Below are 14,923 nucleotides of genomic sequence, written 5' to 3' on the forward strand. Positions count from 1 at the left end.
AAGCCTCCAAAGCAACGAAAATGGCCGCCCTCAATCCTCACAACAAGCCTCCCGCAATATTGCGCAACGGGCCCCTTGTGGGAGAAGGAAAAGCTAGCGGCCAGAACCCCCCTTGATTTCGGCAATAATCGCCGCGACCGCGGCACGCGCAGCCTCCAGCCCCTCGCCGGTGTCGATGACGAAATCGGCCAGCCGGCGCTTTTCGGCATCCGGCACCTGCTTGGCCAGGATCGACGCCAGCTTTTCCTCGCTCATGCCCGGCCGCGCCAGCACGCGCTGGCGCTGGACTTCGGCCGGCGCGGTGACGACGACGACCTTGTCGACCCGGCCACGGCCGCCGGTTTCGAACAGCAGCGGGATGTCGAGGGCCGCAATCGATTCGCCGGCGTTACGATGCTTGGCCAGGAAGGCATCGGCATCGGCGCGGACCAGCGGATGGATGATGGCTTCGAGCTTTTTCAAGGCCGCCGCATCGCCGAGCACACGGGCGGCGAGTTTTGCGCGGTCGACGCTTCCGTCAACGGTGGTGCCGGGAAAGGCGGCCTCGACCAGGGGGGCCGCCTTGCCGGCATAGAGGCGATGCACCGTCTCGTCGGAATCATGCACCGGCACGCCGGCCTCGGCGAACATCTTGGCCGTCGTCGACTTGCCCATGCCGATCGAGCCGGTGAGGCCGAGCACGATCATGGTTTCGACGCCGGAGACTTGGGCACAAGATCGGCAACGATGAGCGCGCGGAGCTCGGCCGTAACCTTCGGCCTGACGCCGAACCAGCGCTCGAAGCCTGGCACCGCTTGGTTGAGCAGCATGCCGAGCCCGTCGACCGTCTTCAGCCCCCGTGCCCGTGCGGCCGCGAGCAGCGGGGTCTCGAGCGGCACGTAGACGATGTCGTTGACCACGGCATGGTCGGGCAGCAGCGTGGGGTCGGCGGGCAAACCCTCATTGCCCTGCATGCCCAACGCGGTGGTGTTGACCAGCAGGCCGGCGTCGCCCAACAATTCGGCGGTCGCGGCCAGTTCGTGCGCCGAAACGCCGGCGCCAAAGCGGTCGCGCAATTCAATCGCCCGGGCGAGCGTGCGGTTGACGATGCGGATGTCGCCGACGCCGCGCTCCTTCAAGGCGTGGATGACGGCACGGGAAGCGCCGCCGGCACCCAGCACCACGGCCGGGCCATTGGCCGCCCAGCCCGCGGCGTAATCGTCGAGATTGGCGGCAAAGCCATGGCCGTCGGTGTTGCCGCCCCACAAAGTGCCGTCATCGAGCCACAGCGTGTTGACGGCGCCGATCTCGTCCGCCGCATGGTCGCGGCGCGAGACCCGGGCAAAGGCCGCTTCCTTGTGCGGGATGGTGACGTTGCCGCCGCGATAGCCGTTGGCCTGCATGCTCGCCAGGAAATCGGCGAAGTCCTGCGGCGCCACGTCGATCGCCTGGTAGCTGCCGTCAATGCCGTGCTTGGCCAGCCAGTGGCCGTGGATCATCGGCGAGCGCGAATGTTTTATCGGATGGCCGGTGACGAAGGCCTTGTTCATTGCCTCAGCCATCGATGGCTCCCAAGGTACGGAGCTCCGCCAGCAACGGCAGCAGTGGCAGGCCGACAATGGTAAAATGGTCGCCTTCGATTTTTTCGAACAGCTGGACGCCTTCGCCTTCGATTTGATATGCGCCGACGCTCGACAATGCCTTGGCGCCAACCCTGGCGAGATGCCGGCCGATGAAGGCGGGGTCGAGCTTGCGCATGGTCATCGAGGCGATGCCGACATGGCGCCACAGCACCTTGCCGTCGCGCACCAGCACTGCGGCGCTGTTGAGCTGATGGGTCCTGCCCGACAGCGCCAGGAGATGGCGGCGCGCGCCCTCCATGTCGGCGGGCTTGTGGAACACCTCGTCGCCCAAGGACAGCGTCTGGTCGCAGCCGAGCACCAGCGCGCCGGGCCGGCGCTCGCTGACTTCGGTGGCCTTGGCTTCGGCGAGCACCAGGGCGACGTCCTCTGGCGAGGCGCCGCTGTCCTGCAAAGGGGCTTCCAGCGCCCGCTCGTCCAGCGTCGCGGGAACCGCCTCGATGTCGACGCCGGCATCGACCAGCATCGCCTTGCGGAACGGGCTGCCCGAAGCGAGGATGATTTTTTCTGTCATGATCTTTCGCCTGTTACCCGTCATTGAGTTGCTGGCTGAGTGGGACGCTAGCGGCCGCTGTACCCCTTGGCCATTGTAACGGCATGGATCCTAGGGTCTGCGCGACGGAGCTTCGCTCCTGCTTCGCCCTAGGATGACGAATGCATTGCAATCCACGGCTAACCTCAACCGCGGGAGATTTGCAGTTGTGTCGCCGCATAAGAAGTGACGATGCTGGCAAGTCGCAAAACCTTCGAGATTAGCCGAGACTATCATCCCTTCGTCATCCTAGGGCGAAGCAAGGAGCGAAGCGACGCAGCGCAGACCCTAGGATCCATGCCGTGACCTTTCGAACCACGCAGCGGTGCTGTTGGCAGGGTGGCGCACGGTTCCAATTATCTGTTCTTCCCCCTAAGGGCAACGATCGCCGCCGCCGTCTCCTCGATCGAGCGGCGGCTGACGTCGATCATCGGCCAGCCATGGCGGGTGCAGATCTGGCGGGCATAGGCGAGCTCTTCGTTGATGGCGGCGCGGTCGACATAGTCGGTCGGCACGTAGGTGCTCGAATTGCCGAGGATGCGGTTCTGGCGCACATGCGATATGCGCTCGGCGGTGGCGATCAATCCCACGATCAGCGGTGTCCTGGCGTTGACCAGGCTTTCGGGCACCGGCACGCCGAGCACGATCGGGATGTTGGCGGTCTTGATGCCGCGGTTGGCGAGATAGATGCTGGTCGGCGTCTTCGAGGTGCGCGAAATGCCGATCAGCACGACATCGGCGTCATCCATGTTTGCCGGCAGCTGGCCGTCATCATGGTCCATGGTGAAGTTGAGCGCATCGATGCGCCGGAAATATTCGGCGTCGAGAACATGCTGGGCGCCGACGCGGCGGCCGGCCGGCGTTCCGAGATAGGACTGGAAGACGGTCAGCACGGGCTCCAGCACGGACACGCAAGGCAGGCCCATGGCCGCGCAGCGTTCGTCGATGCCGTGCGCCAGCTTCTGGTCGACCACCGTGTAGAGGATGATGCCCGGCTCCTCCTCTATGTCCTCGAACACCTTGGCTATCTGCTTTTCGGTGCGGATGAGCGGGTAGATGTGCTCGATGGCGCGCGCATCCTTGTACTGCGCCGAAGCGGCGCGGCCGGCGGCGAGCAGCGTTTCCCCCGTGGCGTCGGAAATCAGATGCAGGTGGAAGAAGCTTTGGGGTTTGTTCACAGGGGTCACCTGGGGCTGTGGGCGGATGTGGATAAGATCGAACGGGCAGGCATGCCGGCGAAAGGCGACTGTATCAGATGCCGGTTTGTCCACAATTCGATGCGCTGTCAGCTTCGCCGGACGGCTGGGGACAAGTCCGTGGACGAAGCGCTTTGCCTTTCGTTCGTCCACAGGGCAGGTCTTGAGGGCGGTCGATCTAGCGCATTGACTCCCCTGTGAGATTCCTGATTGTCCCCAGAACCCTGCAAACCGCGATCGGCAGTGCGCGACAATATGCTTGCTGGCGTTTTGGCGGCCAAAGCGGGACAGGTGACAACCACCACAACCAACAGACTCTTAGAATCAGAAGACTCTTTTTAAATAAGATATTTGATTAAGAGGAAGCCGGGAGAGGCGAGCGTTCGATGCCTGCAAGACGGATCATGCTGGATGTCCTGAAGGGCAAGACGGTGTTTCCTCCTCCGCTCTGGATGATGCGCCAGGCCGGGCGCTATCTGCCGGAATATCGTGAGACGCGAAGGCGTGCCGGTTCGTTCCTTGATCTCTGCTACGACCCCGACCTTGCCGTCGAAGTGACGCTGCAGCCGATCGAGCGTTTCGGCTTCGACGCTTCGATCGTGTTCTCGGACATCCTTGTCGTTCCCCATGCGCTTGGCCGCGACGTGCGCTTCGAGGAAGGGCGCGGACCGCTGCTGACGCCGATTTCAGCGGCGGAGATCGCGGCGCTGGGAAGCGACATGTTTCACGTGAATCTCGAACCGGTCTACGAGACGCTTCGCCGGCTGCGGGCGAAATTGCCCGACGAGACGACGCTGATCGGCTTTTGCGGCGCGCCTTGGACGGTGGCGACCTATATGATCGCCGGCCACGGTACGCCGGACCAAGCGCCGGCGCGGCTGTTCGCCTACCGCGAGCCGGCGGCGTTTCGACAGCTGCTGAAAGGGCTCGCCGATCATTCGGCTTCCTACCTGATCCGCCAGATCGAGGCCGGCGCGGATGTCGTGCAGATATTCGATTCCTGGTCGGGGGTGCTCGACGATGCTACGTTCGAACAGTTCTGCGTCGAGCCGGTCGCAGAGGTCGTCAGGCAAGTTCGGGCCGTCCATCCCGACGTGCCGATCATCGGGTTTCCCAAGGGCGCCGGAGCCCGCTACCAGAGTTATCGCGATAAGACCGGTGTGACGGGGCTGGGCATCGACTGGACGGTGCCGCTCGAGGCAGCGAAGGCGTTGCAGCGGCAGGGAGCCGTCCAGGGCAATCTCGATCCGTTGCGGCTGGTCGCCGGCGGCCAGGCATTGGCCGACGGGGTCGGGGCGATCCTTCGGGCGTTGGGGGACGGGCCGCTGATCTTCAATCTCGGCCATGGCGTCACGCCCGACACGCCGGTGGCGCATGTCGAGGCGATGGTGAAACAGGTGCGGAGCGCGGCACGCTGATGACTGACAGAAGTAACACCAATAGCACCGGCCAGGCGATGAAGCGCATGGTCATCGGCATCGCTGTCCTGATCGTTCTCACCGCGGTCTTGTTTTTCTTCGCACCGGAAAGCTTTTATCCCTGGGCAAAGGCGATCCATATTCTCGCCGTCATCTCCTGGATGGCCGGCATGCTTTATCTGCCGCGCCTGTTTGTCTATCACGCCGACGCGGAGAAGGGCTCCGTTCAATCCGAGACGTTCAAGGTGATGGAGCGGCGCCTGCTGCGCGGCATCATCAATCCGGCGATGATCCTCACCTGGGTGTTCGGGCTGTGGCTGGCCTGGAAAATCTTTGCGTTCCAGGGCGGCTGGCTGCATGCCAAGATCGGCCTGGTGCTGATTTTGTCGGGCATTCACGGCTATCTGGCCGCCGCTGTGCGCAAATTCGCCGAGGACCGCAACGAAAAACCGGCAAGGCACTGGCGGATCGTCAACGAGATCCCCACATTGCTGATGATCGCAATCGTGATCCTGGTCGTCGTGAAGCCCTTCTGAGGCTTCATTGGACCCGCTCAAAAGGCGGCTTGCTCTTTCAGCCGACCGACGATACAAGACGGGTCTTCCTTCCCGTCATGCGCCGCCCGTCATTGCTTTCGGCCGCGCCCGGCATTTGTCGCATCCCGCCGATCTTTTCCCCAAAGCCTACCCAGAGTCCGTCTAATGCAAGAAATGAAACTCACCGAGTTCAAGAACAAGAAGCCGCCAGAGCTGATCGCTTATGCCGAATCGCTCGAGGTCGAGAACGCCAGCGTCATGCGCAAGCAGGAGCTGATGTTCGCGATCCTGAAGAAGCTCGCCGCCCAGGACATCGAAATCATCGGTGACGGTGTGGTCGAGGTGCTGCAGGACGGCTTCGGCTTCCTGCGCTCCGCCAATGCCAACTACCTGCCAGGTCCCGACGACATCTACATCTCGCCGTCGCAGATCCGGCGCTTTTCGCTGAAGACCGGCGATACGGTCGAAGGACCGATCCGCAGCCCGAAGGAGGGCGAGCGCTATTTCGCGCTGCTCAAGGTCAACACGATCAATTTCGACGATCCCGAAAAGATCCGCCACAAGATCCACTTCGACAATCTGACGCCGCTCTATCCGACCTCGCGGCTAAAGATGGAGGTCGACAATCCGCCCAGCAAGGACATATCGCCTCGCGTGATCGACCTGGTGGCGCCGATCGGCAAGGGCCAGCGCGCGCTGATCAACGCACAGCCGCGTACCGGTAAGACGGTGCTTTTGCAGAACATCGCGCACTCGATCACCGCCAATCATCCGGAATGCTATCTGATCGTGCTTTTGATCGACGAGCGTCCGGAAGAAGTGACCGACATGCAGCGCTCGGTGAAGGGCGAAGTGGTCTCCTCGACCTTCGACGAACCGGCGGTGCGCCACGTCCAGGTCGCCGAAATGGTCATCGAGAAGGCCAAGCGCCTGGTCGAGCACGGCCGTGATGTGGTGATCCTGCTGGATTCCATCACCCGCCTCGGCCGCGCCTACAACACCGTCGTGCCGTCCTCCGGCAAGGTGCTGACCGGCGGTGTCGACGCCAACGCGCTGCAGCGCCCGAAGCGCTTCTTCGGCGCCGCCCGCAACATCGAGGAAGGCGGCTCGCTCACCATCATCGCCACGGCGCTGATCGACACCGGCAGCCGCATGGACGAAGTCATCTTCGAAGAGTTCAAGGGCACCGGTAACTGCGAAATCCAGCTCGACCGCAAGGTGGCCGACAAGCGCATCTATCCGGCCATCGACATCCTCAAGTCCGGCACCCGCAAGGAAGACCTGCTGGTGTCGCGTCAGGACCTGCAGAAGATCTTCGTGCTGCGCCGTATCCTGGCGCCGATGGGAACCACCGACGCGATCGAGTTCCTGATCGACAAGCTGAAGCAGACCAAGACCAACGGCGATTTCTTCGATTCGATGAATACATAATCGAAGCGAGGCGGGCTTTCTCTTCGTCATCCTCGGGCTTGAGCCGAGAATCCATCCCGTGACGTCCTATGGTCCGCGGTGCGTCGCGTCGCTCCTTGCTGCGCTATAGGATGACGAACTGCGCAACATCCCTTCCAGTTCATCGGGATCCGCAACTACCGGCAGGCAGACCTGGCCGGTGCACAGCCAGGCGCCGCGCCGGTTGGTCGGCGGCAGAATTCCTCCGGGCAGCAAGGGTCGATTCGCCGCCATACCGATCGGCACGACAATATCGACGCGGCGGGGATCAGGGTTTCGATTAACGACCGGAACGAGTTTTTGATCTTCCGGCTCGTCCACGACGACCAGTTTCAGCGGTTCGATGGCAAGCGCGCAGGCATTGACGATGCCCGCCTGGCCGTAGGCCTGGTGCGCGGCTCGGCCGGCAGCGTGCTCGGCGGTTTTCCACGCCTTCTCCTGCAAATCGAGATTGCCGGTGACGGAGGCGAGCCGCACCTGCGCCTCGATGATCTGGCTGGTGGCTGACGGAATGGCCTCATCGACATCGCCCCTGATGCGGATCGGCACATCGGTGCTGTCCGAGGCGGTCAGATAGTAGCCCGTGTCCTGCGCGTCGGCGTGCCAATGGTCGAGCTGTTCGAGGAACCGGCTGGCCTTGTCGACATAGTTCCAATCGCCTGTGGCTTCAAACAGCGAGATCGCCGCGTTGGTCATGGCGGCATAGTCGCTCGATAGAGCGGGAAACAATTTCCTGACACCAAGCATGGAATGCGGCAAGCGATTGTCGCGGCTGGCGGCGCTGATATGGGCAAACGCCTTTGCCGCGGCCTCGATCCAATCCGGCCGTGCCAGCGAGCGGCCGGCCTCGGCAAGTGCTGCGATCATCAGGCCGTTCCAGTCGGTAAGGGTCTTCGCGTCCAGCCCAGGCCTGACGCGTTCTTCCCGGGCGGCGAGAAGCCTTGCCTTGAGCGGCACCAGCTGTTCGCGGTCGGTCGCCCCAAGCGCTTGCTGAGAGAAGGTTTGATGGACAACCGGCTTGCCCTCCCAGCCGGGTGGGCTGGAAAGCGTGAAGTAGTTGAAGAACAACGCTGAATCATCGCCAAGGACAGATTCGATCTCTTCCCTGCCCCAGGTGTAGAACAGGCCCTCCTCGCCCTCGCTATCGGCGTCGAGGCTGGCGGCAAAGGCGCCGCCATCGACGCGCATTTCGCGCAGCAGCCAGTCGACCGTGTCTTCGATTCGTACCCGGAACAAATCATTGCCGGTCGCCGCAAGAGCCCAATTGCAGAAGCGGATGAGCTGGGCGTTGTCGTAGAGCATCTTCTCGAAATGCGGCACCAGCCATTCGGCGTCCGTCGAGTAGCGGCTGAGGCCGCCGCCGATGTGATCGTAGATGCCGCCGCTCAACATATGTTCGAGGCTGATGAGCACGTCGTCGCGATGCGCGGCATTGCCGTCGCGCAGCCAGGACAGCCACAGCGTTTGCATGAACGGCGCGTTCGGGAATTTCGGCGCGCCGGCGAGGCCGCCGCGATCGCGGTCGATCATGCCGCTGACGCGGCCGGCGAGGTCGGACAGCGCATCGCGATCGAGGAGCGCCTTGGAATGCGTGGCGGAGAGCCGCGCCTCGACATGGGAGGTCAGGCCGTCGGCGCTCTGGTGCAGGCTCGCCCTCTTTTCGCGCCAGGCCTTGTCGACCGCTTCCATCACCTGGATGAACCCCGGCCGGCCATAGCGCGGCTCGCGCGGGAAATAGGTGCCGCCCCAGAACGGTTTGCCATCGGGCGTCAGGAACATGGTCAGCGGCCAGCCGCCTTGCTCGCCCATCGAGGACAGTGCGGCCATATAGATCTGGTCGATGTCGGGGCGCTCCTCGCGGTCGACCTTGATATTGACGAACAGACGGTTCATGACGGCGGCGACGTCGTCGTTCTCGAAGCTTTCATGGGCCATGACATGGCACCAATGGCAGGCGGCGTAGCCGACGGAGAGCAGGATAGGCCTGTCCAGCGCCTTTGCCTCTTCCAGCGATGCCGGTGACCATCCCCGCCAATGTACGGGATTGCCGCTGTGCTGCTGCAGATAGGGGCTGGCCTCGTCGGCAAGCAGGTTTTGCGCGGGCAATGTCACAATGGCCAACTTTCGCGGCACTCGGGATGGGTGATGACACGATAGCTAGGGCGGTTCGGTAGAGCGGGCAAATGATTTCAGGCGATTCGATCGTGGCGTTGTCGAGCGGCCGGCTTCCGGCCGGTATCGCCGTGCTGCGCATCTCCGGCCCTCGGACTCGATTCGTTGTCGAAACGATTGCCGGCGGCATGGTTAAGGAGCGCACGGCGGTGCTGCGCAAGCTCAGGGCTCCAGATGGAACGGTTCTCGACACCGGGCTGGTTGTCTTCTTCCCCGGGCCGGCCAGCTTCACCGGTGAGGACGTCGCCGAGTTCCATGTTCATGGCGGCCGCGCCGTGGTGGCCAGAATGTTGGAGACAATCGCTGGATTTGACGGCGTCAGGCACGCCGAACCCGGGGAATTCACGCGCCGTGCCTTTCTCAACGGCAAGGTCGACCTGGTCGAGACGGAGGCGCTGGCGGATCTCATCAACGCCGAGACCGAAGCGCAACGGCGCTTCGCCGTCCAGAATGCCGAGGGCGCGCAGAGTGAGCTTTATCTCGGCTGGCGTCGGCGCCTGATCCATGCGCGGGCGATGATCGAAGCCGAGATCGACTTTACCGACGAGGATGATGTGCCGGGTTCCGTTTCGGATACGGTCTGGTCCGACGTGCGGTCGATGATATTAGAGATTGACCGGCACATAGCCGGGTTCCACGCCGCCGAAGTCATTCGCGACGGCTTCGAAGTCGTCATTCTCGGCGCGCCCAATGCCGGCAAGTCCAGCCTGTTCAACGCCTTGGCGCGCCGCGATGCGGCTATTGTAACGGATGAACCCGGCACCACCCGCGACCTGCTGGAGGTCGTGCTGAATCTGCAAGGTCTGCGTGTCAGACTGACCGACACGGCGGGGTTGCGGGAAGCGCCCGGCAAAATTGAGGCGATCGGCATCGAGAAGGCGAAAGCCAAGGCGGGTCGCGCCGATCTCTTGCTGTTGATCGAGGACGCCGCGGACCCCAGGGACGCCGGTTCGCCTCCTGTTGCGATACCGGCATTGCGCGTCGGCACCAAGCTCGACCTGCTCGATGGCGGAGCGGCCGACGATGCGGCCCAGCGCTACGAGTTTGGCATATCGGTGGTCGAAGGGACGGGTGTGGATGAATTGCTAGCGGAGATCGGGCACCGCGCCACTCAGGCGGCGGGCGGTGCCGGCGATGTGCTGCCGTCACGGCTGCGTCATGTCGAGTTGCTCGGGGCGGCGAACCGGCATCTGCATCGCGCCGCCGACGACGGGACGCCACAGGAGCTACGCGCTGAAGAGCTGCGCCTGGCAGCGGACCGCCTGGGGCGGATCGTGGGCGCGGTCGACGTCGAAGACTTGCTCGACGTGATCTTTTCCCAGTTCTGCATCGGGAAATGACTCACGTGAAACACGCATGGTCGCTGGCAGGGGCTCCGGTTGACTCACGTGAAACACGTTGGGGTGTGATTCGCGTGAAACGCCGACAGAAGCAGGGTTTCCCTGTTTCACGTGAAACGTCGCGCGGAAGTTTTCTTGACAGTCCCGTCTCGCGGGGACATGTGTCGCTGATCTCTTTTGAGTCCGGGACTTATGTAAGATGACCGATCACTATGATGTGGTTGTGGTGGGCGGCGGCCATGCGGGTTGCGAGGCGGCCAGTGCCGCGGCGCGCGCCGGCGCCAGCACCGCACTGGTGACGCTACGTTTCGACACGATCGGTGTAATGTCGTGCAACCCTGCCATCGGCGGGCTGGGCAAAGGGCATCTTGTGCGCGAGATCGACGCCATGGACGGGCTGATGGGCCGCGTGGCGGACGCCGCCGGCATCCAGTTCCGTCTGCTCAACCGCCGCAAGGGTCCGGCGGTGCGCGGTCCGCGCACACAGGCCGACAGGAAACTCTATCGCCTTACCATGCAGGAAGCGATTCGGCAGCAGAACGATCTTGAGGTTGTCGAGGGCGAAGTTCTCGACTTTGAGATTTCCGATGGGAAGATAGAAGCGGTTCTCCTGGCGGACGGCCGCCGGCTTGCCTGCGGCGCCGTGGTGCTGACGACTGGGACCTTCCTGCGCGGGCTCATTCACATCGGCGAAAAGAAGATTGTCGCCGGCCGCATGAACGAGAAGGCCAGCATGGGACTGTCGGCGACGATGGACCGCGCCGGTTTCAAGCTCGGGCGGCTCAAGACCGGCACGCCGCCGCGCCTGGACGGGCGGACCATCGACTGGGCTGCGCTGGAAAGCCAGGCGGCGGACGAGCATCCGGTGCCGTTCTCGCTGATGACCGACCGCATCGTGACGCCGCAGATCGATTGCGGCATTACGCGCACGACCACGGCCACACATGAGGTGATTCGCGCCAATCTTGGCCGTTCCGCGATGTATTCCGGCTCGATCGAAGGCGTTGGGCCGCGTTATTGCCCGTCGATCGAGGACAAGATCGTCAAGTTCGGCGACCGCGACGGGCACCAGATCTTTCTCGAACCGGAAGGGCTCGACGACCACACCGTCTATCCCAACGGTATTTCGACCTCGCTGCCGGAAGATGTTCAGCTCGCCATCCTGAAGACCATTCCGGGGCTGGAGCGCGCCGTCATGCTGCAGCCGGGCTATGCCATCGAATATGATCATGTCGATCCGCGCGAACTGCATCAGACGCTGGAGACCAAGCGCGTTGCCGGGCTTTTTCTCGCCGGGCAGATCAACGGTACGACCGGCTATGAAGAGGCCGCCGGGCAGGGCCTGCTCGCCGGCCTCAATGCAGCGCGCCGCGCCGCGGGCGGCGAGCAGGTCGTGCTCAGCCGCACCCAGGCCTATATCGGCGTGATGGTCGACGATTTGACCAGTCGCGGCATCAGCGAGCCCTACCGGATGTTCACCTCGCGGGCCGAGTTCCGGCTGTCGCTGCGCGCCGACAACGCCGATGAGCGGCTGACGCCGGTGGCGCAGACGCTGGGGATCGCTTCGGCGCGGCGGCTGCAGCGCTATGGCGATGTCACCCGTCGGCTTGACGAAGCGCGCCAGTTGGCGCTTTCGCTGACCATGACGCCGAACGAGGCGGCACGGCACGGCCTGGAGATCAATCGCGACGGCGTGCGCCGGTCCGGCTTTGAATTGCTGGCTTATCCCGATGTCGATATTGCCTGGCTAAGCCGGGTCGAGCCTAAATTTGGCGACGTCGACGCCAAGACCGCGGAGCGCCTCGAAACGGAAGCGAAATATTCGGTTTATCTTGACCGCCAGAGCACGGATGTCGCGCAGATACGGCATGAGGAGAGCCGGCTGATCCCCGATGCCATTGATTTCGCCGGCGTGCCCGGCCTGTCCAATGAATTGAAGCAGAAGATGCAGGCGCGGCGGCCACGCTCCGTTGCGGATGCACAGCGCATGGAAGGCATGACGCCTGCGGCGCTGGCGGTCATTGTCGCGCATGTCCGTCATTGGGAAACGGCGCAGAAGGGGGAAACCGCTGAAAAAGCCGAGCAGAGGGACGTTGCGTGAGGTCTTTCTCCCGCGAGAGCCTGCAGGAGGCCGCCGGTCCGGTTTCACGTGAAACATTCGATCGCCTGGTGGCGTTCGAAGAGATGTTCCAGAAATGGAACCGCAGCATCAATCTCGTCGCGCAATCGACCTCCGGTGATGTCTGGCAACGCCACATCCTGGACAGTGCGCAGCTTGCACGGATAGAGTCCGAAGCCACGCATTGGGTCGATATCGGTTCCGGCGGCGGATTTCCCGGGCTTGTCATGGCCTTTCTGCTCGCCGAGCGCCCCGGGGCCAGCATCGATCTGGTCGAAAGCAACCGCAAGAAGGCCTCGTTCCTGCAGACCGTCATCGGTCAGTTCGGCTTGCCGGCGCGAGTCGTGGCGCGCCGCATCGAGGACAGCCATGTGCTTGTTTCGAAGCCACAAATCGTCACGGCGCGGGCGCTGGCCCCGCTTTCGGTCCTGCTGGACCTGTCCGCGCCATGGCTGACCTCGGGGGCGCGGGCGTTGTTCCACAAAGGCCGGGATTACCGCGCCGAAGTGCAAGAAAGCGTTAACCGGTGGACTTTCGATCTGGTAGAACATCCAAGCGTGACCGACGCCAGCGGCGTCATCCTCGAATTGTCCAATGTGCGACCCGTCTGAACCGAGACCGGTCTGATTATTCGGCGACCCAAAGATGAATTTCTGGCATAAACCGATGATGAAGAACGGCCCTCGAATCATCACCGTAGCCAACCAGAAGGGCGGTGTCGGCAAGACCACCACCGCCATCAACCTGGCCACCGCGCTGGCGGCAATCGGCGAAAAAGTGCTGATCGTCGATCTCGACCCGCAAGGCAATGCAAGCACCGGCCTCGGCATCGACCGCAAGGACCGGACGGTCTCCTCCTATGATGTGCTTACGGGCGAACTGGAACTGGAAGCCGCCGCCATTCCGACCGCGGTGCCCGGCCTGTCGATCGTGCCCTCGACGCTCGACCTGCTCGGCATCGAGATGGAGATCGCTTCGGCGCCGGACCGGGTGCTCAAACTGCGCAATGCACTGCGCGCGGCGACCGAGCGCGGGGCGCCCTTCGGCTACGTGCTGATCGATTGCCCGCCGTCGCTCAATCTTTTGACTTTGAATTCAATGGCGGCAGCTGATTCCGTTCTCGTGCCGCTGCAATGCGAGTTCTTCGCACTGGAGGGTCTTAGCCAGCTGCTCGAAACGGTCGAGCAGGTGCGTCGCTCGATCAATCCGGATCTTACCATCCAGGGCATCGTGCTGACCATGTATGACGGCCGCAACAACCTCGCCAACCAGGTGGTGCAGGATGTGCGCGAGCATATGGGCGACAAGGTCTATGAGACCATCATTCCGCGCAATGTGCGGGTGTCGGAGGCGCCGTCCTATGGCAAGCCGGCGATCCTCTACGACCTGAAATGCTCCGGCAGCCAGGCCTATCTGCAACTGGCCTCCGAAGTGATCCGCCGCGAGCGTAAATTGCGCGCTGCTTGATTAGATCGGCCGCATAATCAACAGCCGATTCGATACCGAAACGATCTGAAATAGACGTGGAATAAAGATGAGCGAAGATCTCTCGAGGAAAAGACTGGGACGCGGACTGGCGGCACTGATCGGCGAGATCGATCGTCCCGCCGCACCGGAAAAGCCCGGCATGAGCGCCGACGGCAAGGTGCCGATCGAGTTTCTCAGCCCAAACCCGAGAAATCCGCGCCGGCATTTTGGCGATGCCGAACTGACCGACCTCGCCCAGTCGATCCGCGAGCATGGCGTGGTGCAGCCGGTCGTGGCGCGGCCGTCGCCGACGCAGGCGGGCCGCTACGAGCTCATCGCCGGCGAGCGGCGCTGGCGTGCGGCGCAGCGTGCCGGGCTGACCGAGATCCCGGTCATCATCCGCGAAGTCAACGACCGCACGGCGCTGGAACTGGCGATCATCGAGAACGTCCAGCGCGCCGACCTCAATCCGGTCGAAGAGGCACAGGGTTACCAGCAACTCATCGACGACCATGGCTACACCCAGGCCGATCTCGGCCAGGTGATCGGGAAGAGCCGCAGCCATGTCGCCAACACTTTGAGATTGTTGAAGCTGCCCGACGTGATCCGCGACATGCTGGTCGACGGCGCGCTGTCGGCCGGGCATGCCCGCACGCTGGTCACGGCGGAGGATCCGGCCGGCCTTGCCAAGCGCATTGTCGAGGAGGGTCTTTCCGTGCGCCAGGCCGAGGCGCTGGCGCAGATGCCGGCCGGCACCAGTTCCAACGGCACCAAGTCAGCCGCGCCGGCCGTTGAAAAGGACGCCGACACGCTGGCCCTGGAAAAGCTGCTGACCGATACGACCGGCATGATCGTCACGGTCGACCACAAGGGCAAGGGTGGCGTGCTACGCGTTGCGTATCGGAGCTTGGAGCAGCTGGATGAGCTGTGCCGCCGGTTGAAACAGGATTAGAGCGGCCCGGCGATTGATAGAATCGCGGACCTGCTAAACTCTTGTTTTTGCGCAGTTCGGATGGAAGACTGCGACACACTTTTCTAGGGATTGCTTTTGGTATTTAGCCGGCGAATGTTTCGT

General features: G+C 63.2%; 13 protein-coding genes. 8 read left to right on the plus strand and 5 right to left on the minus strand.

From position 1 onward, the window contains the following. Positions 1 to 93: 93 nt before the first annotated feature. From coaE to FJ960_RS25900, 4 genes are all read right to left on the minus strand, one after another. Positions 94 to 687, minus strand: a complete 594-nt coding sequence (coaE, locus tag FJ960_RS25885) for a dephospho-CoA kinase (protein ID WP_140717808.1) — start codon at positions 685 to 687, stop codon at positions 94 to 96. Further along, positions 684 to 1,541, minus strand: coding sequence for a shikimate dehydrogenase (locus FJ960_RS25890; RefSeq protein WP_140717810.1), 858 nt, complete (start codon positions 1,539 to 1,541; stop codon positions 684 to 686). Before FJ960_RS25890 ends, coaE begins: the two co-directional genes overlap by 4 nt. Next, positions 1,534 to 2,133: a Maf-like protein gene (locus tag FJ960_RS25895; RefSeq protein WP_140717812.1), complete on the minus strand. Its 600-nt coding sequence runs from the start codon at positions 2,131 to 2,133 to the stop codon at positions 1,534 to 1,536. The genes FJ960_RS25890 and FJ960_RS25895 overlap by 8 nt, the downstream gene beginning before the upstream one ends. A 374-nt stretch (positions 2,134 to 2,507) precedes the next feature. Beyond that, the gene (locus FJ960_RS25900) at positions 2,508 to 3,329 is read right to left on the minus strand and encodes a pyruvate, water dikinase regulatory protein (RefSeq protein ID WP_140507180.1); all 822 of its coding nucleotides are present in this window, start codon (positions 3,327 to 3,329) and stop codon (positions 2,508 to 2,510) included. Positions 3,330 to 3,733: 404 nt separating this feature from the next. Here FJ960_RS25900 and hemE point away from each other — a divergent pair, with 404 nt between their 5' ends. From hemE to rho, 3 genes are all read left to right on the plus strand, one after another. Continuing rightward, entirely contained in the window at positions 3,734 to 4,765 is a 1,032-nt protein-coding gene (hemE, locus tag FJ960_RS25905) for a uroporphyrinogen decarboxylase (RefSeq protein WP_140717814.1), read from the plus strand. Further along, a complete protein-coding gene (gene hemJ, locus FJ960_RS25910) occupies positions 4,765 to 5,301 on the plus strand; it encodes a protoporphyrinogen oxidase HemJ (RefSeq protein WP_140717816.1) in 537 nt (178 codons plus the stop codon). Before hemE ends, hemJ begins: the two co-directional genes overlap by 1 nt. Positions 5,302 to 5,466: 165 nt before the next feature. Next, on the plus strand, positions 5,467 to 6,732 hold the full coding sequence (rho, locus tag FJ960_RS25915) for a transcription termination factor Rho (protein ID WP_140507185.1): 1,266 nt from the start codon (positions 5,467 to 5,469) through the stop codon (positions 6,730 to 6,732). A gap of 66 nt (positions 6,733 to 6,798) precedes the next feature. Here rho and FJ960_RS25920 read toward each other — a convergent pair whose 3' ends face one another. Then, entirely contained in the window at positions 6,799 to 8,862 is a 2,064-nt protein-coding gene (locus FJ960_RS25920) for a thioredoxin domain-containing protein (RefSeq protein WP_140717928.1), read from the minus strand. Positions 8,863 to 8,933: 71 nt separating this feature from the next. Between FJ960_RS25920 and mnmE the strand changes: the two genes are divergently transcribed. From mnmE to FJ960_RS25945, 5 genes are all read left to right on the plus strand, one after another. Continuing rightward, complete coding sequence (gene mnmE / locus FJ960_RS25925) at positions 8,934 to 10,262, plus strand: tRNA uridine-5-carboxymethylaminomethyl(34) synthesis GTPase MnmE (RefSeq protein ID WP_140717818.1); 1,329 nt, start codon at positions 8,934 to 8,936, stop codon at positions 10,260 to 10,262. Positions 10,263 to 10,461: 199 nt separating this feature from the next. Beyond that, positions 10,462 to 12,363, plus strand: coding sequence for a tRNA uridine-5-carboxymethylaminomethyl(34) synthesis enzyme MnmG (gene mnmG / locus FJ960_RS25930; RefSeq protein ID WP_140717820.1), 1,902 nt, complete (start codon positions 10,462 to 10,464; stop codon positions 12,361 to 12,363). Beyond that, positions 12,360 to 12,992, plus strand: coding sequence for a 16S rRNA (guanine(527)-N(7))-methyltransferase RsmG (gene rsmG / locus FJ960_RS25935; RefSeq protein WP_027145743.1), 633 nt, complete (start codon positions 12,360 to 12,362; stop codon positions 12,990 to 12,992). The genes mnmG and rsmG overlap by 4 nt, the downstream gene beginning before the upstream one ends. 55 nt (positions 12,993 to 13,047) lie before the next feature. After that, positions 13,048 to 13,848, plus strand: coding sequence for a ParA family protein (locus FJ960_RS25940; protein ID WP_031240355.1), 801 nt, complete (start codon positions 13,048 to 13,050; stop codon positions 13,846 to 13,848). A 67-nt stretch (positions 13,849 to 13,915) separates the two neighbouring features. Then, entirely contained in the window at positions 13,916 to 14,800 is an 885-nt protein-coding gene (locus tag FJ960_RS25945; protein WP_140507191.1) for a ParB/RepB/Spo0J family partition protein, read from the plus strand. The last annotated feature ends 123 nt before the right edge of the window (positions 14,801 to 14,923 follow it).

This window comes from Mesorhizobium sp. B2-3-11 (genome assembly GCF_006442215.1).
GTDB classification, from domain to species: Bacteria; Pseudomonadota; Alphaproteobacteria; order Rhizobiales; family Rhizobiaceae; genus Mesorhizobium; species Mesorhizobium salmacidum.

Bases quoted from the DNA above. Each gene is read 5' to 3' on its own strand.
- coaE (WP_140717808.1), bottom strand. From the start codon at position 687: ATGATCGTGCTCGGCCTCACCGGCTCGATCGGCATGGGCAAGTCGACG.
- FJ960_RS25890 (WP_140717810.1), bottom strand. From the start codon at position 1,541: ATGGCTGAGGCAATGAACAAGGCCTTCGTCACCGGCCATCCGATAAAA.
- FJ960_RS25895 (WP_140717812.1), bottom strand. From the start codon at position 2,133: ATGACAGAAAAAATCATCCTCGCTTCGGGCAGCCCGTTCCGCAAGGCG.
- hemE (WP_140717814.1), top strand. From the start codon at position 3,734: ATGCCTGCAAGACGGATCATGCTGGATGTCCTGAAGGGCAAGACGGTG.
- hemJ (WP_140717816.1), top strand. From the start codon at position 4,765: ATGACTGACAGAAGTAACACCAATAGCACCGGCCAGGCGATGAAGCGC.
- rho (WP_140507185.1), top strand. From the start codon at position 5,467: ATGCAAGAAATGAAACTCACCGAGTTCAAGAACAAGAAGCCGCCAGAG.
- mnmE (WP_140717818.1), top strand. From the start codon at position 8,934: ATGATTTCAGGCGATTCGATCGTGGCGTTGTCGAGCGGCCGGCTTCCG.
- mnmG (WP_140717820.1), top strand. From the start codon at position 10,462: ATGACCGATCACTATGATGTGGTTGTGGTGGGCGGCGGCCATGCGGGT.
- FJ960_RS25940 (WP_031240355.1), top strand. From the start codon at position 13,048: ATGATGAAGAACGGCCCTCGAATCATCACCGTAGCCAACCAGAAGGGC.
- FJ960_RS25945 (WP_140507191.1), top strand. From the start codon at position 13,916: ATGAGCGAAGATCTCTCGAGGAAAAGACTGGGACGCGGACTGGCGGCA.